The organism is Leucobacter exalbidus (genome assembly GCF_017834145.1).
Taxonomy (GTDB): domain Bacteria; phylum Actinomycetota; class Actinomycetes; order Actinomycetales; family Microbacteriaceae; genus Leucobacter; species Leucobacter exalbidus.
On sequence record NZ_JAFIDA010000001.1, the window covers coordinates 1,979,184 to 2,001,911 of the forward strand.

Genomic DNA, 22,728 nt, shown 5'->3' on the forward strand with positions numbered 1-22,728 from the left:
GATTAGGCCTTTCGATGAGGGGAGCGGACGAAGCCGCGTGGTGAAAGCGTAAAGCGTGGGTGCGCGACTACCGGTACGTCATCGATACCGCCACCACTAAAGGGGTTGCAGCGCACAAGTCGCCACGCAGTCAGAGCGACGCCAATGATGAAACCTCGCTGCTGGTATGCCTCAAGAGAATATCGGGAGCACGATGGGTAATACCTGCACACCTCACCGTAGAGCGGGGAGATGAGTTTGCGATAGCAAATCATGAATCCGATCATCAGGTTTCGCGGCAGCAAGTAGCACTCAATCAGGGCTCGCACGGCGGTTACGCTTCCGCGGGCCGTGCGCGCAAGGCGCGCGTGAGCGCGCGATTGACTTCAGTCTCGAGTTCTTCGAAGCTGGCTTCGGTAATCGAGGGGAACGCGCGAAAGACAATGTCGACGCCCGCGGTGCCCTCAGCGATGCGGCGCTCGACAATCGTCTTCAGTCTGCGCCGAATCAGATTGCGGGTCACGGCATTGCCCACTGCCTTCGTGATGATGAATCCGAAGCGAGCGGGAGACGTGGGGGCAGAGAAAACCGCGTGGGTGATGCAATAAGCACCACCCACGCGGCGGCCGGAACGCACAGTGCGCCGGTAATCCTCTCCCCGAATAATTCGATGCTGCCTCGCGGGCATGATCGTAAAGGGGAGGCTGCTAGTTACGCGCTGAGCTTCGTGCGGCCCTTGCCGCGACGCGCAGCGAGGATGGCACGGCCGGCGCGGGTACGCATGCGGGTACGGAAACCGTGGACCTTTGCGCGGCGACGGTTGTTGGGCTGGAAAGTGCGCTTGCTCATAGTTGTACAGACTCCGTGACTTTTGGAACAGATCCCCAAGCACTCATTTGATGCTGAGGAAGTCGATTTTGGGCAGGACAGCGGAAAGCTGTCGCCCATACAAGATTGACACTCTACGCGCTTTTACGCGCAGCGTCAATGCAAGTGGTTTTGTCTCGATTCTAGCGTGCATATACATGAGAACAAACCTGGCGCCTGAAATAGGCATCAACCCTCGAATGAAAAGCCGAAACTTGCCTGTGGACAAATCTGTGACTAACGTTGGCGCAGGTGTTTTATCGGCGCGAGTAACTCACGGGTTTATGCGCCACAAGCCCCTCTGGCTTGTGGATAACTCTGGGTATAACATTGAATCATCTCACCCCACAATTAGAGTCGAGAAAACGCGTGACAGACGACGAAATTCAGCAGATCTGGGAACGGGTCACCCAAGCGGTGATGGGCGACCCCAGTGTGGGTGCCCCCGTCGGCGCCCAGCTCGCACTTGCACTTCCTCGAGGTGTCGCTGCGGGAACGCTGTACCTCGCTGTGCAGCTTGACTTCACCCTCAAGCTGCTCGAGAACCGACTGCGCCCGGCGATCATGGCCGCCCTCGCGAGCATCCCCGAAGCATCAGGGATCGATAACTACATTGTGATCGTTGACGAAGACGCTCACCCCTCGCTTGATCCGGAGCCGGTCGAAACGATCGCTCCCCCCGCGCCCCTCAACCATGCGGCATCGGCCCCGGCCGAATTTCGCGGTGAGCCGGCAGCGCGCCCTGTGTCTGAGCCCCGCACGCGCCACGGCGCGGGTGAGCCTGGCGAGGGTCGTCTCAACGCCAAGTACCTGTTCGAGAGTTTCGTCATCGGGCAGTCGAACCGGTTTGCCCACGCGGCTGCCGTCGCCGTCGCCGAGGCGCCGGCCCGAGCGTACAACCCGCTCTTCATCTATGGTGATTCGGGCCTGGGCAAAACCCACCTGTTGCACGCCATCGGTCACTACGCCCGTGAGCTCTTCCCTGACGTGCGCGTGCGCTACGTCAGCTCTGAAGATTTCACCAACGACTTCATTAACTCCATTGCCAATAACCAGGGCGCAGCTTTTCACGCCCGGTACCGCAGTGTCGATATTTTGCTCGTGGATGATATTCAGTTCTTGGCCGACAAGGTTGAGACGCAGGAAGCTTTCTTTCACACGTTCAACACCCTGCACGACCACAACAAGCAGGTTGTCATCACGAGTGATGTGCAGCCCAAGCAGCTGCGTGGCTTTGAAGAGCGCATGCTGTCGCGCTTCGAGTGGGGCCTGCTCACTGATATTCAGGTGCCTGACCTCGAAACGCGTATTGCGATCCTGCGCAAGAAGGCACAGCGCGAGAACCTCGAGATCGATCACAACATTCTCGAATTCATCGCTAGCAAGCTCACCTCGAATATTCGTGAGCTCGAGGGCACCCTCATTCGCGTCACCGCCTATGCGAGCTTGAACCAGCAGCGCATCGATATGCCTCTCGTGCACACGGTGCTCAAGGATCTCATCACCCTTGACGCCGACAACGAAGTGCAGCCGGCAGACATCATCACCCGCACAGCTGAATACTTTGAGCTGTCGGTCGATGATCTGTACGGGCCCACCCGTGCACAGCAGATCGCGACGGCCCGTCAGATTGCGATGTACCTGTGCCGCGAACTGACTCCGCTGTCGCTGCCCAAGATCGGACAGCTCTTTGGTGGCCGCGATCACACGACCGTGATGTACGCCCACAAGAAGATCTCGCAGCTGATCGCTGAGCGTCGCTCGATCTACAACCAGGTCACAGAGCTCACGACCCGCATCAAGCAGGCGTCGAAGTAAATGCCCATGGCACGCCAGAGCACAAGTTACCCCCAGGTTTATACCCCCCTGTGGATAACTGTGGATAGCTCGCGTGTCGCTGTGGACAACTTTGCTGACCCTGTGAGGGAGGGCTCGAGCCCCTCGAACTGGTCCCCAACCGAGTTTCCACATTTTTCAATTTCAGTGCACACCCGAGATACCCCCGGATCCCTTGCGTCATATGGCCCCTCGGGAGTTATCCACAGACTCCACAAGCGTTAACACTGTTAACACATCAATCTTTATACACGGGCACTCGATCACAAGATCCGAAAAATCGTGTTAACAGCTCTTGAGCCTGTGGAACAGCGCTTCACGGGGAGAGTGTGCAAAGATTGTGACGCTAGAACTACACGCGGGCTGTAGTTCACCGAAGGGAGCGAGATGCGATTCACCGTTAATCGTGACGTGTTCAGCGAGGCCGTCTCGTTCGCGGTCAAGTTGCTACCTCAGCGACCCACCCAACCTTTGTTGAGTGGTGCACTTATCGAGGCTCAGAACGGCGAGCTCACTGTCTCGACGTTCGACTATGAAGTGTCATCACGAACTGTCATTACGGCAGAGATCGTCGAAGCCGGTCGCGCACTGGTCTCAGGCAAGATGCTGAGTGAGATTGCGCAGCGCTTGCCGCACTCAGACGTAGAAGTGACGCTGATTGAAAATCGCGTTGAAGTTCGATGTGGTTCGGTGTCATTCAGCCTTCCCGCAATGCCCGTGGAAGAATACCCACAGCTGCCGAACATCACAGCCGTGTCTGGCTCAGTGCCGGCTGATGCTTTCTCAGAAGCTATTGCACAGGTTTCACTCGCGGCGTCAAAGGATGACGTCACGCCCGTGATCACTGGTGTGCAGCTCGAAATCCAGGAAAACTCGCTCACGCTGACGGCAACTGACCGTTACCGCGTAGCGACCCGCAGCATTGACTGGGAGAACCAGTCGGATCAGGGCGCCCTGAGCGCACTGGTTCCTGCGAAGATTGTGACCGAGGTCGGTAAAACCTTCGGTAACGATGGCATTGTGAAGATTGCCATTGTGAAGGACGACGATCGTGAGGTTATCGCGTTCACCGGTGGCAACAAGACCGTGACGTCGCTGTTGATCAAGGGCAACTACCCGCCGGTTGGCCGCCTGTTTCCCAGCAACGTTGATAACTACGCTGTGATGAGCACGAGTGAACTGGTTGACGCTGTCGGACGCGTGGGCATTGTGCTCGAGCGTGAGGCTGCGCTGCGGTTCTCATTCGCTGATGGTAACGTCACGCTCGAAGCAGCCGGCAACGAATCTGCGAAGGCTGTGGAAACCGTTGATGTGCACCTGATGGGGGAGGAGATGACGGTTTCATTGAAGCCTCAGTACCTGCTCGACGGTTTGCGCTCAACGCACTCTGAGTTTGCGCGCATTTCGTTTACTCGCACCGATAACCCTGCAAAGCCGGGTCCTGTGCTCATCACGAGCCAGCGCAGCAAGGAAGACTCTGACGACACGAGCTTCCGTTACTTGCTGCAGCCCAACTTGCTGCTGCGGTAGATCCTTATGCGCGTCGCGCATCTTTCGCTTCGAGATTTTCGAAACTACGTCACCGCGGAGCTTCCCCTCGAAGCGGGAGCAAACCTCTTAGTCGGTCGCAACGGCCAGGGTAAAACAAACCTGGCCGAAGCGATCGGCTATTTTTCAAGCCTTCGCTCTCACCGCGTATCCAATGACGGGCCGCTCGTGAGATTTGGAGAGCAGGCCGCATTTTTGCGGCTGCGCGTCGAAGCCAATCAGCGCACGGTGTTGCTTGACCTGCAGATTAATCGCGACGGCGCCAATCGCGCGCAGGTGAATGGCAACTCGGTGCCACCACGCGAGCTCATGCGATGGTTCGCAGCGGTAGCTTTTGTGCCAGAAGACCTCAGTATCGTTCGTGGAGAGCCCTCCGTTCGTCGGCGGTTCCTCGACGACGCACTCACTTCTCGCCATCCGGCGGCTGCGGGCGTGCTGCAGGACTACGATCGAGTGCTGCGACAGCGCACCGCGCTACTGAAATCTGCACGCGGCCGCTTGGCGCAGATTGAATCCACGCTGAGCGTTTGGGACGAGCAGCTCGTGTCGCTCGGCACTCAGATCATGTTGGCGCGACGAGAGTATGTCGCGGATTCGGCACCGCACCTCGTCGAATCGTATGCCGCTCTCGTGGGGGAGGACCACCACCCTCGCTGCGGCATGGTCGAGTCTGCGCTGGGCAATGTTTCACGTGGAACACTGCCCGTGGCCGATTCCGTTGATGTTTCACGTGAAACTCTCGAGTCGAAGTTTCGCGAAACCCTCGCACTTGTGCGCGGCAAAGAGGTCGATCGCGGTATGACGCTCGCCGGCCCGCACCGCGATGATCTCGAGATGTCTCTCAACGGGCTCCCCGTGAAGGGGTTTGCGAGCCATGGAGAATCATGGTCATTTGCGCTGGGGTTGAAGCTCGCGCTCGCTCAAGTACTGAAGGAGCAGTCATCGGCGGGCGATCCGGTGATGATTCTTGATGACGTATTTGCTGAGCTTGATAGCGAACGGCGGTCGAGACTCATGCGCTCAGTGAGCGCTTTTGAGCAGGTAATTGTCACCGCGGCCGTCGAAAGCGACGTGCCCAGCGACGTGGAATGGCACAAGGTACACGTCAGCGCCGGCACACTCTCGACTGAGGATCTCAGCCTATGAAATCCGCAAAACAGGGACCGTCATTTCCTACCGAAGCCTATCTGCGGGCGAAATCGGTGTGGCGCGGCGTCCCTGCACACATTCGCCGGAAGCGACTGGGGCAGGAGCCCGGGGGGAGTGCGTTCAGCAAGGGCCGCGATCCTAAAGCTTTGAGCGACGTGCTGCTGGTGATCTCTAACGACATGGGTTGGAGTGCCGATCTTGAGCGCGCTCGCCTGATCGAGGAGTGGCCCGTATTTGCTGGGGAAAGCACCGCCGAGCACACCACAATCATTGGCATCACGAACGATGTGTTGCACGTGCAATGTGACTCCACGACCTGGGCGACTGAGCTGCGCCGGCTGCGCGGTGAGATTTACTCGCGCATGCTGAAGGAGTATCCCGAGATCGACGTGAAGGACATTCGGTTCCTATCGCCGGGCGCACCCACCTGGCGTCATGGTCCACGCACGGTACAGGGGCGTGGGCCCCGAGACACCTACGGATAACGGCCAAATTTGCGCAGAACGAGGGTTCCTGTGCAGTGGCCCTCATGAATGCCCGAGACCAGGGAAAAGATTACCCCGCTAACGCCCGCTAACCGGGGTTTCGCGGGGTAATTTTGATAGGCTGGAGTGGGGAAGTGTTCCGGGTGGGAAAACGCCCTGAAACGGCCAGAAAAGGATTATTCAACGTATGAACTCAGAACAGGCCGCTGCCGCGGAAAGTTATGGCGCTGGAGCGATCCAGGTGCTGGAAGGCCTCGAGGCGGTTCGCAAGCGTCCGGGTATGTACATTGGATCAACCGGTCCTCGTGGTTTGCACCACCTCGTGTACGAGATCGTTGATAACTCAGTGGACGAGGCGCTTGCCGGCCACTGCGACAAGATCTTGGTGACGATCCTTGAAGATGGTGGCGTTCGCGTCATCGATAACGGGCGTGGTATTCCCGTCGATATGCACCCAACGGAGGGGCGTTCGACGGTTGAAGTTGTTTTGACGGTGCTGCACGCTGGTGGCAAGTTCGGTGGCGGCGGTTATGCCGTTTCGGGCGGCCTGCACGGTGTGGGCTCCTCGGTCGTGAACGCGCTCTCGAGCAAGTTCACAGTCGCCGTGAAGCGTCAAGGTTTCACGTGGAACATGTCATTTACCGATAGCGTTCCCGATGCCCCGCTTGCGAAGGGGGAGGCCAGTGAAGACACTGGCACCACGATTAACTTCTGGCCCAGCGCCGAAATTTTCGAAACTGTAGAGTTCGATTACGAGACGCTGCGTACGCGATTCCAGCAGATGGCCTTCTTGAACAAGGGCCTCACGATTGAGCTCACTGACCTGCGCCCGCGCGAGGCCGTTGAGAACGAAGCTGGCGAGCTGGTTCAGCCCGAGCCTCAGCACCACTCGTTCTGCTACGAAAAGGGCATCGAGGACTACGTACGCCACATCAACTCAGCCAAGCGCGCTGAAGTGGTGAACGAAGACATCATCTCGTTCGAATTCGAAGACACCGAGCGCAAGATTGCGCTTGAGGTTGCGATGCAGTGGACCACCTCGTATTCCGAGAGCGTGCACACCTACGCCAACACGATCAACACTCACGAGGGTGGCACCCACGAAGAGGGCTTCCGCGCCGCTCTGACGACGTTGATCAACCGGTACGCACGTGAAAAGAACATTATTCGCGAAAAGGACGAGAATCTCTCGGGCGACGACGTTCGTGAGGGACTGACCGCGGTAATCTCGGTGAAGCTCGCTGAACCCCAGTTTGAGGGTCAGACGAAGACAAAGCTCGGTAACACCGAAGTGAAGTCGTTCGTGCAGAAGGTCGTCACGGATCAGCTGGGGGACTGGCTTGAGCGTAACCCCGGTAACGCCAAGGATGTCATTCGTAAGGCGATCCAGGCGGCGACCGCACGCTTGGCTGCACGCAAGGCACGTGAAACTGCCCGCCGTAAGGGGCTCCTCGAGTCGGGCGGCATGCCCGGCAAGCTTTCGGACTGCACGAGCAAGGACCCGACGGTCTCTGAAATCTTCATCGTGGAGGGCGATTCGGCAGGCGGCTCAGCCAAAACCGGCCGAAACCCCTACACACAGGCCATCCTGCCGCTGCGCGGCAAGATTCTGAACGTTGAGAAGGCCCGGCTTGATCGCGCGCTGAACAACGCTGAAGTGCAGGCCATGATCACCGCGTTTGGCGCGGGTATTGGTGAGGACTTCAACCCTGACAAGGCGCGCTACCACAAGATCGTGCTGATGGCCGATGCTGATGTGGATGGCCAGCACATCACGACGCTGCTCTTGACGCTGCTGTTCAGGTACATGCGTCCCCTGATTGATCAGGGCTACGTGTACCTCGCCCAGCCGCCGCTGTACCGCATCAAGTGGACCAACGCCGAGCACGAGTACGTGTTCAGCGATGAGGAACGCGATGTGCGCCTCGCAGCCGGCGCCGCGAACGGTCGCCGCCTGCTCAAGGAGAGCGGCGTGCAGCGCTACAAGGGCCTCGGCGAGATGAACCATGAAGAGCTGTGGGACACCACTATGAACCCTGAAACCCGCACCCTGTTGCAGGTCACCATGGAAGACGCCGTGATCGCCGATGAAATCTTCTCAACACTCATGGGGGAGGACGTGGAAGCACGTCGTACCTTCATCCAGCAAAACGCAAAGGATGTGCGATTCCTGGATATCTAGCCGCTCGCCGGCAGATACCGAATCGGCAGCAGACTTGAAAGCAGAATCTTGATGAGCGACGACGTAACCACGAATACTCCTGAAAGCTCCGACGACGCGGTTCCCTTCGAGGACCCGGCAAATGAGCACCCCAACCACGGCCGCATCGATCAGGTCGAACTAAAGGTCGAGATGCAGCGCTCGTACCTCGACTACGCCATGAGCGTGATCGTGGGCCGCGCGCTTCCTGACGTGCGCGATGGCTTGAAGCCAGTGCACCGTCGCGTGATCTACACGATGTACGACGGGGGATACCGCCCCGATAAGGCCTTCTCGAAGTGCACCCGTGTCATCGGTGACGTCATGGGTCAGTTCCACCCGCACGGTGACACCGCCGTGTACGACTCGCTCGTGCGTTTGGTGCAGCCCTGGTCGCTGCGCTACCCGTTGGCGCTGGGTCAGGGTAACTTCGGCTCTCCCGGTAACGATGGCGCTGCTGCCCACCGTTACACCGAGACCAAAATGTCGCCCCTCGCCATGGAGATGGTGCGCGACATTGACGAAGACACCGTCGACTTCCAAGATAACTACGATGGTCGCACCCAAGAACCGACCGTTCTGACGAGCCGGTTCCCCAACCTGCTAGTTAATGGTTCAGTGGGTATTGCCGTCGGTATGGCGACCAATATCCCGCCCCACAACCTGCGGGAGGTCTCCGAGGCCGCCATCTGGCACCTGGAGAACCCGGACGCGACGCGTGACGAGCTGCTTGATGCCCTCATGGAGCGCGTCAAGGGCCCTGATTTCCCCACCGGCGCACAGATTCTGGGCACCAAGGGCATTCGCGACGCCTACCGCACGGGCCGTGGCTCGATCACGATGCGTGCTGTGGTGAGCATCGAGGAGTTGCAGGGACGTACCTGCCTCGTCATCACTGAGCTGCCGTACCAGGTGAATCCCGATAACCTCGCGGTGAAGATTGCTGACCTGGTCAAGGAAGGCCGCGTTCAGGGCATTGCTGACATTCGCGATGAGACGAGTGGCCGCACGGGCCAGCGTCTCGTTATCGTACTGAAGCGCGATGCGATCGCAAAGGTAGTGCTTAATAACCTCTATAAGCACACACAGCTTCAGGACAACTTCGGCGCAAATATGCTGGCGATCGTGGATGGTGTGCCCCGCACGCTGCCCCTCGACGGCTTCATTACCGCCTGGGCGAAGCACCAGATCGAAGTTATCGTGCGTCGCACCGAATTTAGGTTGCGTAAGGCCGAGGCCGAGGCGCACATTCAGCGCGGTTACCTGAAGGCGCTTGACGCACTCGATGAGGTCATTGCGCTGATCCGTCGCTCACCGACCGTTGACGAAGCCCGTGAGGGCCTGATGTCGTTGCTCGTTGTTGACCAGCTGCAGGCTGACGCCATTTTGGGTCTGCAGCTTCGCCGTCTTGCCGCTCTTGAACGCCAGAAGATTCTTGACCTCGCGGCCAAGCTCGAGCAGCAGATCGCTGAGTACGAGGCGATTATCGCTTCGCCGTCACAGCAGCGCGCCATCGTTGTGGCCGAGCTTGGCGAGGTCGTGCATAAGTACGCCGACGAACGCCGCAGCACGATTCTGCACGGCTACGACGGTGACATGTCGATGGAAGACCTCATCCCCGAGGAAGAGATGGTCGTAACGGTCACCCGTGGCGGCTACGTCAAGCGCACGCGCATCGACAACTACCGCTCGCAGCACCGCGGTGGTAAGGGTGTCAAGGGAGCGCAGCTGCGCGCCGATGACATCGTCGAGCACTTCTTTGTGACCACCACGCACCACTGGCTGATGTTCTTCACGAACACGGGCCGTGTGTACCGCGCGAAGACCTACGAGATTCCCGAGGGAGGTCGTGACGCAAAGGGTCAGCACCTCGCAAACCTGCTCGCACTGGCTCCTGACGAGTCAGTCACGCAGATTCTCGATATTCCTGACTACGAGGCCGGCTTCCTGCTGCTTGCGACCCGTGATGGCCTGGTGAAGAAGACCGCGCTCTCTGAGTACGACACCAACCGCACCGGTGGCATCATTGCCATCAAGCTGCGCGAGGGCGACGAACTTGTGTCTGCGCTGATCGCAGAGTCAGACGACGACATTCTGGTGGTCTCCAAACAGGGCATGTCGGTTCGCTTTACCGCCTCTGATCAGGCATTGCGCCCCATGGGTCGCTCGACGAGTGGTGTGCGTGGTATGAACTTCCGTGAGGGTGACACACTGCTGTCGGCCTCTCGCGTGAACGATGATCAGGGCTTCGTGTTCGTGGTCACCGAGGGTGGCTACGCCAAGCGCACCTCAGTGGGGGAGTACCGCGTACAGAACCGTGGCGGCTACGGCATCAAGGTTGCGAAGCTCGACGAGAACCGCGGCGACCTGGTCGGCGCACTGATCGTCGATGAGGGTGACGAGGTGTTGGTGGTGCTCGCGAGCGGTAAGGTAGTTCGATCGCACGTCGCAGAGGTGCCAGCAAAGGGTCGTAACACTATGGGAGTCGTATTCGCGCGATTCCCAGAGCGTGACCGTATTATTGGCATCGCGCGAAATTCGGAGCGTGGGCTTGAAGAGGAAGAGCCCGAGGGCCCAGCCGTCGAGACCGCTGAGAACGAGGATAACCTGAATGAGTAACACTGTCGCCGACAAGCTGGCTAAAAAAACGCGCAAAAAAGCGCCTGCAAAACAGGTGCGATTGAAGCTCGTTTACCTCGACTTCTGGTCGGCCGTGAAGTTCTCCTTCTTGGTATCGATTTGCCTCGCCATCGTGAGCGTGGTCGCCATTATCTTGATTTACACGGTGCTCGTGCAGACCGGTGTACTCGATCAGGTCGACTCGTTGTTCATGGATATCGTGGGCGAAGATAACAGCCTGATGAAGATCATCGGCTTCTCACAGATCGTCGGATTCGCGGTCGTTGTGGGCATTCTGAACACGATTGTGGGCACCGCGCTGGGCGCGATTGCTTCGCTGATTTACAACCTGCTGGTGCGCGTGCTGGGTGGTTTCCAGCTCGGTTTCACGAGCAACTAAGGCCGCCAAACGGCGGTAACACCGGAGGGAACACTCCCGGAATACGCGGTTGATTTTCCATTAACAATCGCATCGGGTAATGTTTTCTCAGGTCAGGGGCTATAGCTCAGGTGGTTAGAGCGCTTCACTGATAATGAAGAGGTCCCAGGTTCAAATCCTGGTAGCCCCACCGAGACTCAGATAGTGTAGTATGGTTGAGTCTCAAGCAAAAGAAATAGAATAAGGGTCCTTAACTCAGTTGGTAGAGTGCCTGCTTTGCAAGCAGGATGTCGGGAGTTCGATTCTCCCAGGATCCACAGTAATTTACCCCCTCGCTGATCATCAGATCGGCGAGGGGGTTTTGCTTTTTCTGCCGGGAAACGGAGCCGAGCGCGACACGCCGAAGCGCGAAAGTCAGTTCGGGAAGAACGCAAATCTCACCGGAAGTAGGGGAAACCCGAATCTAATGATCTGGCTGCCTCGGTGTTGAAAGCTGCGGGCTCGGCATAGCGTAGAAGCTATGACAGAGACACCCGACCAACAGCCGACCTTGCCGTTTGCGGCCGGCGCGCTCGCGGGCCTTCCCGGCGCGACACCTGCGCAGCCGACAGCGGTGCTGCCTGAGATCACGCAGCCGCACGCACACACCTCGGTGCTGAGCACTGAGCAGGTTACTGCGCCGCTGCCGGGATCGGCCCCCACGACGACATTGGCTCCCATGGCGGCACCGGATCCCACGACGGCACCGGCTACGGCCTCGATGCCGGCCCCCGCGGGCCAGCCCGTATTCGCGCCGGCCCAGATGTCGGCTCCTGCGGGGCGGCCAGCGCCCACAGCGGTGCCTTACGCGCAGCAGCAGCCCCCGCAGGTGCCTCAGGCAGCCCAGCACGGCCCTCAGGCGCCTCAGCGGCCCGCACAGCACCCGACGGTGCCCCAGGCGGCCAAACAGCCGCGAGAGGCCCGCCAGGGGCCGCCGTTTCGCATTGCGCTCACGATTTTGCAGCTGGCCGCGATCGGTCCCGTCGGATCGATGCTCGTCACGACGCTCTTTGGCTCATTCGGGCTCGGCATCGGGCTGAGCTTGTTGCTGGGCGTGGGTCTGCTGCTGCTCGTGGCTCTTGTCTACGCGGTGTTTGGCGTGGCCTGGTTCGAAAGCCAGCGCATCAGCGGGCTGTATGGCATCGCGGTGCCGACCATCGTCTGGCAGCCGCAAACTGAGCCCGGCTTCAAAGCCTGGTTCAAAGCGCTGTGCCAGCAGGCCATCAACGGCCGCATGTGGCGCTCGGTCGCAAACTTCGTGATCGCGAGCCTCATGGGCATGGGCGTGCTGTGGCTCGCCCAGGGATTCGTGCACGGCCTAATCTCGATGTTCAACACCACGAGCAGTGTGCTGCAGCCCGGCATCGTCGGCATGCTGCTGTGCGGTGGCGCGATCGTGGGCCTCGCCCTGCTGCACCGCATCGTGTCGGTCGCGATCCTCGGATCAGCCGTCGCAGAGGAGCAGCTCGAAACTCAGGTGCGCGTCACCTCGCAGCAACGCGAGGGAGCGGTGCGCGCCGCAGACGTCGAGCGCACCCGCATCGAGCGTGACCTGCATGACGGCGTGCAGCCCCGGCTCGTGTCGGTCGCGATGACGCTGGGCCTCGCCCAGCAGAAGATTGAGACCGACCCCGCCGGCGCGAAAGAACTCGTCGCTGAGGCACACACCTCGACGAAGGCCGCCATCACCGAGCTGCGGCAGTTGGCCCGCGGCATCTACGCTTCGGTGCTCGACGATCGCGGGCTCGACGCCGCGCTCTCAGCGCTCGCGGCGCGCTCACACATTCCGGTGCAGCTCGATGTGCGGCTCGCTGACCGCTACGAGCGCACGGCCGAGGCCGCGATCTATTTTGCGATCGCAGAATCGCTCACCAACGCTGCCAAGCACTCCCGCGCAAGCGAGTGCAGGGTGATGGTGCGCGAGCGCAGCGACGGCATGCTGTGGGCCCGGGTCGAAGACAACGGCATCGGCAACGCCCGCGTGGTGGCGGGCGGTGGCCTCGACGGCATCATGAACCGCGTGCTCGCCGCCGGCGGCACGACCCGACTCGACAGCCCGCAGGGCGGCCCGACCACACTGGAGGTGAGCGTGCCATGCGCATTCTGATTTGTGAAGATTCCGTGCTGCTGCGCGAGGGGCTCGTGCGACTGCTTGAGCACGGCGGCCACGAGGTGGTTGCTGCGCTGCCAGACGCGCGAGAGCTGATGGGGGAGGTGTCGACCGCTGATCCGGATCTCTGCATTCTCGACGTTCGCCTGCCACCGAGTTACACCGATGAGGGGATTCGGGCGGCGCATGAGCTGCGGCGCACGCGCCCGCAGCTGCCGGTGCTCGTGCTGTCGCAGTATGTCGAGGAGCGGTACGCGAGCGAGATGATTGCGGCGCAGGGCGGGGCCTTTGGGTACCTGCTGAAGGATCGCGTGGCCGATGTGGGCGAGTTCATCGAATCGGTCGAGCGCATCGCGCAGGGCGCGACGGTGCTCGACCCCGAGGTCGTTGCCCAGCTGCTCACCCGCCGCAGCCGCGATGACCGCATGCAGCAGCTCACCGATCGCGAGCGCACCGTGCTGTCTGCGCTCGCCGAGGGGCGCTCGAACCAGTCGATCGCCGCGCTGCTGTTTCTGTCGGAGGCGAGCGTGGAGAAGCACATCACCGCGATCTTCCAAAAGCTGGGCCTCGGGGCCGACGAGGGCGGCAATCGTCGCGTGCTCGCGGCCATTGCGCACCTCGAGAACGTGGGTGGCCCGGTGGCGGCCTCCATGCTCAACGACCATAATTCGACGACTCAGAGCGGAACAGCATCATGACCTACCCCAACCCGCCCCAGGGCGCGCAACGCTCCACGACGACCCGCACCGTGATTCTGATCGCCACCTCGGTGGTGGGCGGCCTCGCGCTGCTGGGATCGATGGGCTCGGCAATCGCCGGCATTCGTGCGGAACAGGCCTTCGAGCTGGCGCCGCCGCTCGAGGAGCAGTACTCCTCAGAGCCCGCCGAAACCACGCTCTATGCCGACGTCGCGGGCGCCACAGAGATCGAGATTGCGGCCTCGGCGGCCAACTTCAAGCTGGTGTACGGCGACGTGCCTGAAGCGCAGCTGAAGATTCGCGGCACCTGGGAGGGCGGCAACGACGGTTCAGACGGCTGGATCCTCGAGCGCAACGACAGCACCCTGGTCGTTGAGCGCGAGGGGCAGCTCTCCACCCAGGCGCAAAAAGTCACGCTGACGCTGCCCCGCGAGCTCGGTGAGCAGCGCGCCGCAAGCCTCGATGTGCAGCTCGCAACGGGCGCGTTCGAGGGATCCGGATCCTTCGATGAGCTCAGCCTCAGCGTCGCAGTGGGCGAGCTAAAGTTCACGGGCGATGCGGCTGAGCTGAACGTGGGCGTGAAGGTGGGGGAGGCCACCGTGGAGGTGGCCGACGTCACTGAGGCGAGCGTCGAGGTGACCACGGGCAACGGCCGAGTGACGCTCACCGGCGAGGCACCCAGCAACGTTGAGCTCAGCGCCCAGATGGGCAGCCTGACGGTGCAGCTGCCGCGCACGAAGTATCTCGTGGATACGCGCGGAGTGGTGGGCGAGATTGATAACCGGCTCGCGACGAGTGAAAAATCGGAGCGCCGCGTCGATGTTGAGGCCCGGGCCGCCGACGTCACCATCAAATAGATCCTGATGACACGGGGCTTCGGGGTGTTCCCCGAAGCCCCTAAGCTGTTGGCATGGCAGTGTGGCGCGAAGATATTCTCGGCGACGGCTTTGAATGCACCGATCTCGAGCTTGGGGTCGATGATGAGGGGCCGGCCGTGGCGACGCTCGTGCGCGCGAAGCCCACACGCCGGCCGTGGCTCACGAGGATGTTTCACGGGAAACGTCGCCTCGCAGACACCCGCGTGCTGTACGTGCACGGCTGGTCTGACTACTTCTTTCAGCGCGACCTCGCCGCCTACTGGACCGCCCAGGGTGCGACGTTTTACGCGCTCGACCTGCGCAAGTACGGCCGCAGCCTGCGTGAGGGCCAAACCGCGGGGTACTGTGATGACCTCGAGGAATATCACGAAGAAATCGAGCTCGCCCTCGCGATTATGCGTGAGGACGCCGGCGAACCGGCCACTGTTGCGGAGCCTGATGCGGAGCCTGCCCAGCGTCGCGGCCGCCTCATCTTGATGGGGCACTCGACCGGGGGACTGGTGCTCAGTCTGTGGGCAGACCGCAACCCGGGCCAGTGTGACGCCCTGATCTTGAACAGCCCCTGGCTCGAGTTTCAGCTCGCCGGGCCTGGCCGCAACCTGCTGAAACCGCTCGTCAACCTGGGGGCGCGCGTCAACGCACGCGAGATGGTGCCGCAACTCGATTACGGCTTCTATACGCGCGCCCAGCGGCTGGCTGCGACGAAGAATGAGCTCGACGACGTCAATCTCGTGTGGCGCCCCGAGCGCAGCCACCCGGTGCTGACGGGCTGGCTGCGGGCCGTGCTTGACGGGCATGCACGGGTGAGCCATGGGCTGAGCATCGAAACACCGGTCGGCGTGCTGCTCTCGGCCCGGTCAGCATTCACCCTGCGTTGGAACGAAGAGTGCGCCCGCGCCGACACCGTGCTCGAGGTTGACGAGATTGCGCGGGCCGCCCTGAAGCTCGGGCCCACGGTCACCATGATGCGCATCGACGGTGGGCTGCACGACGTGTTCCTGTCGGCCGCTGAGCCCCGCGCCGCGGCATACACCGCCCTCGACCGCTGGGTGACCGGCTGGAACGCCGCATACGGGCGATAATCGACGATCTGCGCCCGATCACCCAGTGATCACCCGCACCCCCGCGCGGCCACGGCTCAGCTTGCGCGCGACAGGATAAGCTTCACAACATGGATCTTCGAGTAGCCGCCTACGCGGTGGTAGAGCGGCGCGGCAAGATCCTGCTCACTCACTGGCGCCGAGGCCACCTGCACGGGTGGACGCTGCCGGGCGGCGGGCTCGATGCGGGGGAGGATCCCCGCGATGCTGTCGTGCGCGAAGTGCTCGAAGAAACCGGCCTTGAAGCCAAGGTTGGCAAGCTGCTCGGCATCGATTCGCGCGTAATGGTGCGCGAAGATGTGCCCGAGGGTGTCGAGCCCGAGCTGCACACGATCAGAATTGTCTACCGCGCGACCGTGAAAGACGGCCCGCTGCGTAACGAGATCGGCGGCTCGTCTGACGAGGCCCGCTGGGTTCCGCTGCGTGAGATCAAGACGCTGCGCACCCTGTCGCTCGTGCAGACCGGCCTGCGCATGGCCGGCATTACCCTGCGCAAGTCTCCCGTGAAAAGCAGCAAGGCGGGGCAGCCGAAGCAGGGCGCAAAGAACCCGGCCAAGCAGCCCAAACAAGGGCAGCCCCGGCAGAATCAGCCCAAGCAAAACCAGCCCAAACAGGGCCAGCCCAAGCAGAACCAGCCGAAGCAAGGGCCGGCCAAGCAGGGCCAACCCAAACAAGAGCAGAAGCCCGCGCAGCGCTCGGGCCAGCGGCACGGGCGGGCGCGGCGTCGCGCCGACAACACCGGCGGCGCGCAAAACGCTGCCGCGCAGACCTCTGCGCACACTCCCACTGCCGAATAACTGACGGGCCGCGGCGATTGATCCGGATCAAAGATCGCCAGTAGCCGCGCACCCGAGGTTTCGTGCACCGTAGCCGCTGGGGAACGCACAAGGGGGCGCAGGCGCTCCTGAGAACGTCTGCGCCCCCTTGCTTGGGCTCTCGCGAGGGTTAGCTCTCGGGGGCGATCCACAGCTCATCGTCGGTGCGGAAGGCCTGCCACAGGGCGTAGCCGACGCCAGCCGCCGCCGCGACGCCGAGGCCGATCGCGATGATGCCGCCGGTGCGGTTCTTCTTGGCGGGCTTCAAGTAGCCGCTGCGCTCACCGAAGCCGCGCACCTGCTTGGCCGCAACGGGGTTATCGAGCTCGTCGAGCGTGCGAATCGTGCGGGCCAGCGCGTTCGCCACGAACGGCGCCGAGACCCGGCGCACGCTGTCAGCGGCGCGTCGTGCCGACGCAACGCTGCGATCAACCGCGGGACGAACCGCTTCGAGCGTGTCGTCGACGCGCGGGGCAAGATGCTCGTCGCTCAGCTGCTTCGCCTGACGGCCAGCCTCCTGCAGCACAACGCCGGCGTGCCCGAGCACGACCCGCTGCTGATCAAGTAGCTCCTGGGCCGTTCCCTTGAGCTGGCGCAGCTCGCGGCGACGCTTCCGTGAGAGTGTCATACCTGTCCTCCTCGATTGGCCGGGCAATTACCCGTTGCGTGATCGCTTCGTAGACTCCACGCTACACCGAAGGAGCCGCCGCATACACTAGTGCTATGACCATTCACACTTCCGTTGCAACCATTCACACCAACCACGGCGATATCGTCATCAACCTCTTCGGCGATCACGCGCCCAAGACGGTGAAGAACTTCACCGACCTCGTAGAGAAGGATTTCTACAACGGCGTGATCTTCCACCGCATCATCAAGGACTTCATGATCCAGGGTGGCGACCCCACGGGCACCGGCACCGGCGGCCCCGGCTACAACTTCGACGATGAGATCCACCCCGAGCTCTCGTTTGACCGCAAGTACCAGCTCGCCATGGCGAACGCCGGCAAGCGCCCCGACATGACGGGCCGCCTCTCGGGCACCAACGGTTCACAGTTCTTCATCACCACGACCGCTCCCGAGTGGCTCACAGGCAAGCACACCATCTTCGGTGAGGTTGCAGACGACGCTTCGAAGGCCGTCGTTGACGCCATCCAGTCGGTCAAGACCGGTGCCATGGATCGCCCGGCAGACGACGTAGTCATCACCAGCGTCGACGTCGTCGAGGCGTAGGACTCACTTTGGCAGGCGCACCAAGCTTCGGCGAACGGGCGGCTTACGGGCCCAACGACGTCTGCTATCGGCACCCCAGCGTGCACAGCTTTGCGCTGTGTCAGCGCTGCGGCCGCACCATCTGTGGCGAATGCCAGGTGGTGTCGGCCGTGGGGGTGCTGTGCCCCGACTGCGTACGCCAGATGCAGCCCTCGGGCAGCACGCGCGCAAAGCGCAGCACCAAGGTACTCGGGCGGCGCATCGCGGCGCTCGATACCCCGGTAACGTACGCGATCATGGCGCTGTGCGTGGTCGTGTACCTCGCGCAGCTCGCCACCCACTACTTCGGTAACGATGAAGTGACGCGAGCGCTGTGGTACGCACCGCTGTATTCGGTGCCGCCATCTATGTTGCCGGCGGGGTTGGACTTTGAGCCCTGGCGCATGGTGACCTCGATGTTCACGCACTCGACCGGGTTCGTGTTTCACATCTTGTTCAACATGTACGCGCTGTGGCTGTTTGGGCGCAATCTCGAGGGAATGCTGGGGAAGTGGCGCTTCGCGGCGCTCTACCTGCTCTCAGGCCTTGGCGGATCCCTCGTGGTGATGCTGTGGTCGTACGCAGACCCCAACGCGCTCATGACGCCGACAGTGGGCGCCTCTGGCGCGATCTTCGGCGTGCTGGGAGCGACGCTCGTCGCCGCTCGAGCGGCACGCGTGAACGTCACCTCGCTGCTGGTGCTCGTCGCGATTAACTTCGGTATCGGGCTCATCCCCGGCGCCAACGTGTCGTGGCAGGCTCACCTGGGTGGGCTGATCGTGGGCGCTGGCACGATGTGGGCGCTGCTGCAGCTGCGACGCAGCTCGCCAGCAAAGCGCACTCTCGCGCTGAGCGGGATCGCGGGCGTGCTGGTGCTCGCCAGCTTTGCGTTCTTCTTCGCACTGCCGGTGTAAACCAGCTCAGACAACGAAAGGCCCGGGGGAGACCCCGGGCCTTTCGCTGTTATCCACAGCTTTGTCCCCAGCCTGGGGAGGAATTACATCGGTGTGATTTAGAAGTGGTGTGTGCGGGGAAAAGTTACTTCCACCAGGGCGTCATCAAGAATCCGACGAGCACGAGGCCGAATCCGACAAAGATGTTGGCCTGACCCAGCATGGGAAGCGGAAGCGGTGTGATCATCGAGCTCGTGACGTAATAGAGCACGATCCAGATCAGCCCGAGCAGCATGAAGCCGAACATTACCGGCTTAAACCACACGGGGTTGGGGGCGTCCTTGTGGGCCTCCTGACGCTCTGCGCGTGCCTGAGCTTTTGCGAGGTCGCCCGACTTCTGCTTGTCTACGTTCTTTCCTGCTGCTGCCATGTGTGAGAGTCTACCCGGAACGCAGCCCGACCTCAGTGTTCGCGGCTTAGAATGTGAGAGTGAAAGAGAAGCGTTCCGGTCGCGTACGTCGTGCGAGTCTGAGCCCGCTGACGGTAATCGGCGAACTTTTGCTGGTGGCCGGGCTGGGTGTCTTCGGATATATCGTGTGGCAACCGTGGCACACGGGCGTCGCCGTCACCGCGAAGCAGACCGAACTCGCGGCCCAAGACTCGGCCGAATGGGCTGATGCCGCGCCCGCTGTTGAATGGGATGGCGTGATTCCCGTCGCCGAGCGCCCGGGCCCCGCCGAGAACTTCGCTGTGCTGCACGTGCCCTCTTTCGGTACGACGTTTGCTAACCGCGTGGCCGAGACCACCGACTGGTGGACGGTGCTGAATCTTGATGACAAGGGTATCGGCCACTACGAAACCACCCAAATGCCGGGGGAGCCGGGTAACTTTGCGCTTGCCGGGCATCGATCCGGGCCCCTCATTAACTCATTTCGTGAGGTGATGAACCTGCGCGTTGGCGACCCGCTCTTCGTGGAAACGAAGGAGGGGTGGTACACGTATCGGTTCCGCTCGATCGAATATGTGCTGCCCGACGCGGTCGACGTGCTTAACCCGTTTCCCCGCATCGAGGGCACTCCGGGCGAAGACCAGATTCTGACCCTCACGACCTGCCACCCCAAAATGTCGGGCAGCGATGAGCGCGCAATCGCGTACTCGGTGCTTGAAGGGTTTCAGCCGCACAGCGCGGGCGTTCCCGCCGAGCTGATCGAGCTCAACCCAAGCCAGGGTGCCACGCAGGCACCGAGAGGAGACGCGGAATAATGTTTTCGCTGCTGTGGAGATTCTTCCCCGGGCCCGCCTGGCTGCGCGTCATCGTGCTGCTGATCGTGCTGGCCGCGATCGTGTACGCGCTCATTACGTATGTCTACCCGTGGGTTGCATCTCAACTCCCCGAAGAAGAGGTAACGGTCGGAACATGACCCATATTTTAGTGATCGATAACTACGACAGTTTCGTCTACACGATTGCCGGCTATCTGCAGCAGCTGGGCGCCACCGTGAAGGTCATTCGCAATGATGACCTGAGCATCGGTGAGCTCGAGAGCGCCCTCGCCGATTACGACGGCGTGCTCGTGTCGCCCGGGCCCGGCACCCCCGCAGATGCCGGGATCTCGATCCCCATGATCAATATCGCCCTGCGCACCGGTATCCCCGTGCTGGGCGTCTGCCTGGGCCACCAGGCCATCGCAGAGGCCCTGGGAGCGACGGTCACGCACGCTGAGGAGCTGATGCACGGCAAGGTGTCGCGCGTGCGCCACACGGGCGACCAGTTCTACGCTGACGTGCCCACCGAGTTCGACGCGACCAGGTATCACTCGCTCGCGGTCGTGCGCGACACGATTCCTGAGGTGCTCGAGATCACTGCCGAAACCGAGGGCGGCGTCGTGATGGCGCTGCGGCACCGCGAACGCCCCATTTTTGGGGTGCAGTACCACCCCGAGTCAGTGCTCACCGAGGGCGGCTACCAGCAGTTCGGCAACTGGCTCGAGCTCGTCGGCGCCAAGGGAGCGGCTGAGCGGGCGAAGTCACTGTCGCCGCTGATCATCACGCACTAGCCACTGAAACACAAAAGGCGCGTCCCCGCTTGGGGACGCGCCTTTTGCGTATGGAACGCAGTGCTGCGGGGCTTAGCCCCAGCAGTAGGACAGCTGCAGATCAGAACCCTGAGGCTGTGCCCCCACGGCTGACTGCCAGATCACGGGGTAGCCCGGCTGAGTCTGGCATGCTGAATCTTGAGTCGAGGTGACGTTGAGCCCCGAACCATCAAACATCTTGATCGCGACATCGAGCGGCTGGCCCTGTACGTCAGGAACCTGTACCTGCCCGCTCGAGACCTGAATCTCAACGCTTGAGCCAGACTCGAGCGAGGTACCGGGCTCGGGAATGACACCCAGTACTCGATCCTTCTTCTGGATCGGATCATCAACCGTCGACACCAGGCCCACCGAGAGACCGAGGTCTTCCAGAGCCTTGGTGTACTCGGCAAGCGACATGCGGTCAGGGGCCGGCACAGCAGCCGACTTCGGGCCACTCGAAATGTAGAGCGTGATCTCGTCGCCCACCGAAAGCACAGTGCCCGCTTCGGGGTCGGTCGAGATCACGTTTCCAGCGGCAATTTCTTCGTCGGTCTGCTCAACCTGCTTGGGCTTCAGCTCTTGCTTCAGCAGCGTATCCATCGCCGCCGTGCGATCGACATCAATCAGCGCAGGAATCTCGCGAGAGGTATCGGGAATGAACTGCTTGGGCGCCAATGTCACGAGCCAGAACACCACGGCGATGATGACGGCGCCAATGGTCAAAATCGCAGCCCAGGTCCACATCACCGGCGGGCGGCTCTGTGTGCGTGCGCCGCCGCCCTCAGACAGCTGACGCAGTGCGAGGTCAGACTCTGACACCTCGTCGCCGCCCGAGAACAGCACGGCCTCAGGGGCGTGCGTCGCCAGGTCGGGCATTTCACCGCGGGCCGCGGTGCGCAGGGCATCGCGAAACTCTGCGGCGGTTTGGAATCGCTTCGCGCGATCTTTCGCGAGGCCGTACAGCACCACACGATCAAGTTCAGGGGTGACCTGCGGGTTCACGACGCTGGGCGCCTTGGGGCGCTCGCTGACGTGCTGGTAGGCGACCGCTACGGCGGTGTCGCCGCGGAACGGTACGTCGCCGGCGATCAGTTCGTACAGCAGCACGGCGGTCGAGTACAGGTCGGTGCGCGCATCGATCGACTCGCCCTTGGCCTGCTCGGGTGAGAAGTAGGCCGCGGTGCCGAGAATTGCCGTGGTCTGCTGCAGCGTCGAAGACGTGTCTGACACGGCACGGGCAATACCAAAGTCCATCACCTTGACCTGGCCGGTCGTGGTGATCATGATGTTCGCGGGTTTGATGTCGCGGTGCACGATACCGGCGCGGTGTGAGTATTCCAGTGCCGTGAGCACCGAATCCACGATGCGGCAGACCTCAGCGTGCGACAGCTTGTTCTCTGCAGTGAGCTGGCGCAGGTTGGTGCCCTCGACGTACTCCATCACGATGAACGGCAGCCGTTTCGGGCCGTCAACCGTTTGGATCAGGTCATCGCCAGCATCGAACACGCGCACCACAGTGGGGTGCGCCATGCGTGAGGCAGAGCGGGCTTCCTGGCGAAAACGTGAGCGAAACTGCTCATCGTTTGCCAGATCTGCCTTCATCACCTTGATGGCAACCTGGCGACCGAGTTTTGTATCGGTGCCGCGGTAGACCGTAGCCATACCACCCTGACCGATGAACTCGCCGATGGCATAGCGTCCAGCGAGAATGCGCTGGGCACCGACGTCGGCCGTCTCGGGCATATCAACCTCTTCCGTGCTCATATGAGTGTTCTCAAAGTGTAGCGTTGCTGCGATAGAGGGAG

At 61.7% G+C, this 22,728-nt stretch carries 23 protein-coding genes and 2 tRNA genes; 19 read left to right on the plus strand and 6 right to left on the minus strand.

Features of this window, described 5'->3' with window-relative positions:
* Nucleotides 1-2: 2 nt before the first annotated feature.
* Genes yidD through rpmH form a run of 3 tightly spaced genes read right to left on the minus strand, consistent with a single transcriptional unit; the run spans nt 3 to nt 828 of the window.
* Nucleotides 3-266 (minus strand): membrane protein insertion efficiency factor YidD, encoded by a 264-nt coding sequence (yidD, locus tag JOF28_RS08920; protein WP_209706946.1) that lies wholly within the window; start codon nt 264-266, stop codon nt 3-5.
* Between the two features lie 47 nt (nt 267-313).
* Nucleotides 314-667: a ribonuclease P protein component gene (gene rnpA / locus JOF28_RS08925; RefSeq protein ID WP_209705441.1), complete on the minus strand. Its 354-nt coding sequence runs from the start codon at nt 665-667 to the stop codon at nt 314-316.
* Between the two features lie 23 nt (nt 668-690).
* A complete protein-coding gene (rpmH, locus tag JOF28_RS08930) occupies nt 691-828 on the minus strand; it encodes a 50S ribosomal protein L34 (RefSeq protein WP_209705442.1) in 138 nt (45 codons plus the stop codon).
* A gap of 438 nt (nt 829-1,266) precedes the next feature.
* Between rpmH and dnaA the strand changes: the two genes are divergently transcribed.
* From dnaA to JOF28_RS14820, 14 genes are all read left to right on the plus strand, one after another.
* The gene (gene dnaA / locus JOF28_RS08935) at nt 1,267-2,664 is read left to right on the plus strand and encodes a chromosomal replication initiator protein DnaA (protein ID WP_245190244.1); all 1,398 of its coding nucleotides are present in this window, start codon (nt 1,267-1,269) and stop codon (nt 2,662-2,664) included.
* A 405-nt stretch (nt 2,665-3,069) separates the two neighbouring features.
* Nucleotides 3,070-4,212 carry a DNA polymerase III subunit beta gene (gene dnaN, locus JOF28_RS08940; RefSeq protein ID WP_209705444.1) on the plus strand — a complete coding sequence of 381 codons (1,143 nt, stop codon included), beginning with the start codon at nt 3,070-3,072 and terminating at the stop codon, nt 4,210-4,212.
* A gap of 6 nt (nt 4,213-4,218) precedes the next feature.
* Nucleotides 4,219-5,376, plus strand: a complete 1,158-nt coding sequence (gene recF, locus JOF28_RS08945) for a DNA replication/repair protein RecF (protein ID WP_209705445.1) — start codon at nt 4,219-4,221, stop codon at nt 5,374-5,376.
* Entirely contained in the window at nt 5,373-5,864 is a 492-nt protein-coding gene (locus JOF28_RS08950) for a DciA family protein (RefSeq protein WP_209705446.1), read from the plus strand. Before recF ends, JOF28_RS08950 begins: the two co-directional genes overlap by 4 nt.
* Nucleotides 5,865-6,051: 187 nt before the next feature.
* Complete coding sequence (gyrB, locus tag JOF28_RS08955) at nt 6,052-8,046, plus strand: DNA topoisomerase (ATP-hydrolyzing) subunit B (protein WP_209705447.1); 1,995 nt, start codon at nt 6,052-6,054, stop codon at nt 8,044-8,046.
* A 51-nt stretch (nt 8,047-8,097) separates the two neighbouring features.
* Nucleotides 8,098-10,683: a DNA gyrase subunit A gene (gene gyrA, locus JOF28_RS08960; protein WP_209705448.1), complete on the plus strand. Its 2,586-nt coding sequence runs from the start codon at nt 8,098-8,100 to the stop codon at nt 10,681-10,683.
* Complete coding sequence (locus JOF28_RS08965) at nt 10,676-11,083, plus strand: DUF3566 domain-containing protein (RefSeq protein WP_209705449.1); 408 nt, start codon at nt 10,676-10,678, stop codon at nt 11,081-11,083. The genes gyrA and JOF28_RS08965 overlap by 8 nt, the downstream gene beginning before the upstream one ends.
* A gap of 95 nt (nt 11,084-11,178) precedes the next feature.
* A tRNA-Ile gene (locus JOF28_RS08970) sits at nt 11,179-11,252 on the plus strand.
* A 54-nt stretch (nt 11,253-11,306) separates the two neighbouring features.
* Nucleotides 11,307-11,379: transfer RNA gene (locus tag JOF28_RS08975), tRNA-Ala, on the plus strand.
* Between the two features lie 485 nt (nt 11,380-11,864).
* Nucleotides 11,865-13,208 carry a sensor histidine kinase gene (locus JOF28_RS08980; RefSeq protein WP_209706948.1) on the plus strand — a complete coding sequence of 448 codons (1,344 nt, stop codon included), beginning with the start codon at nt 11,865-11,867 and terminating at the stop codon, nt 13,206-13,208.
* On the plus strand, nt 13,196-13,909 hold the full coding sequence (locus JOF28_RS08985) for a response regulator transcription factor (RefSeq protein ID WP_209705450.1): 714 nt from the start codon (nt 13,196-13,198) through the stop codon (nt 13,907-13,909). The genes JOF28_RS08980 and JOF28_RS08985 overlap by 13 nt, the downstream gene beginning before the upstream one ends.
* Entirely contained in the window at nt 13,906-14,766 is an 861-nt protein-coding gene (locus tag JOF28_RS08990) for a DUF4097 family beta strand repeat-containing protein (protein ID WP_209705451.1), read from the plus strand. The genes JOF28_RS08985 and JOF28_RS08990 overlap by 4 nt, the downstream gene beginning before the upstream one ends.
* 53 nt (nt 14,767-14,819) lie before the next feature.
* Nucleotides 14,820-15,869, plus strand: coding sequence for an alpha/beta hydrolase (locus JOF28_RS08995; protein WP_209705452.1), 1,050 nt, complete (start codon nt 14,820-14,822; stop codon nt 15,867-15,869).
* A gap of 89 nt (nt 15,870-15,958) precedes the next feature.
* Nucleotides 15,959-16,684, plus strand: a complete 726-nt coding sequence (locus tag JOF28_RS14820; RefSeq protein ID WP_342452132.1) for an NUDIX hydrolase — start codon at nt 15,959-15,961, stop codon at nt 16,682-16,684.
* Nucleotides 16,685-16,832: 148 nt separating this feature from the next.
* Here the strand turns inward: JOF28_RS14820 and JOF28_RS09005 are convergent, their stop codons facing one another.
* On the minus strand, nt 16,833-17,330 hold the full coding sequence (locus JOF28_RS09005; protein WP_209705453.1) for a DNA/RNA helicase: 498 nt from the start codon (nt 17,328-17,330) through the stop codon (nt 16,833-16,835).
* 95 nt (nt 17,331-17,425) lie between these two features.
* On the opposite strand from JOF28_RS09005, the gene JOF28_RS09010 reads away from it, so the two are divergent.
* Both JOF28_RS09010 and JOF28_RS09015 read left to right on the plus strand, forming a co-directional pair.
* Nucleotides 17,426-17,935, plus strand: a complete 510-nt coding sequence (locus JOF28_RS09010; protein ID WP_209705454.1) for a peptidylprolyl isomerase — start codon at nt 17,426-17,428, stop codon at nt 17,933-17,935.
* A gap of 8 nt (nt 17,936-17,943) precedes the next feature.
* Nucleotides 17,944-18,867, plus strand: a complete 924-nt coding sequence (locus JOF28_RS09015; RefSeq protein WP_209705455.1) for a rhomboid family intramembrane serine protease — start codon at nt 17,944-17,946, stop codon at nt 18,865-18,867.
* Between the two features lie 124 nt (nt 18,868-18,991).
* Here JOF28_RS09015 and JOF28_RS09020 read toward each other — a convergent pair whose 3' ends face one another.
* Nucleotides 18,992-19,276 carry a cell division protein CrgA gene (locus tag JOF28_RS09020; RefSeq protein WP_209705456.1) on the minus strand — a complete coding sequence of 95 codons (285 nt, stop codon included), beginning with the start codon at nt 19,274-19,276 and terminating at the stop codon, nt 18,992-18,994.
* A 59-nt stretch (nt 19,277-19,335) separates the two neighbouring features.
* On the opposite strand from JOF28_RS09020, the gene JOF28_RS09025 reads away from it, so the two are divergent.
* Genes JOF28_RS09025 through JOF28_RS09035 form a run of 3 tightly spaced genes read left to right on the plus strand, consistent with a single transcriptional unit; the run spans nt 19,336 to nt 20,902 of the window.
* Nucleotides 19,336-20,109 (plus strand): class E sortase, encoded by a 774-nt coding sequence (locus JOF28_RS09025; RefSeq protein WP_342452133.1) that lies wholly within the window; start codon nt 19,336-19,338, stop codon nt 20,107-20,109.
* Nucleotides 20,109-20,267, plus strand: coding sequence for a hypothetical protein (locus JOF28_RS09030; protein WP_209705457.1), 159 nt, complete (start codon nt 20,109-20,111; stop codon nt 20,265-20,267). Before JOF28_RS09025 ends, JOF28_RS09030 begins: the two co-directional genes overlap by 1 nt.
* Nucleotides 20,264-20,902, plus strand: a complete 639-nt coding sequence (locus JOF28_RS09035) for an anthranilate synthase component II (protein ID WP_209705458.1) — start codon at nt 20,264-20,266, stop codon at nt 20,900-20,902. Before JOF28_RS09030 ends, JOF28_RS09035 begins: the two co-directional genes overlap by 4 nt.
* 72 nt (nt 20,903-20,974) lie before the next feature.
* On the opposite strand, the gene pknB is transcribed toward JOF28_RS09035, so the two are convergent.
* On the minus strand, nt 20,975-22,687 hold the full coding sequence (gene pknB, locus JOF28_RS09040; RefSeq protein ID WP_209705459.1) for a Stk1 family PASTA domain-containing Ser/Thr kinase: 1,713 nt from the start codon (nt 22,685-22,687) through the stop codon (nt 20,975-20,977).
* Nucleotides 22,688-22,728 lie beyond the last annotated feature (41 nt).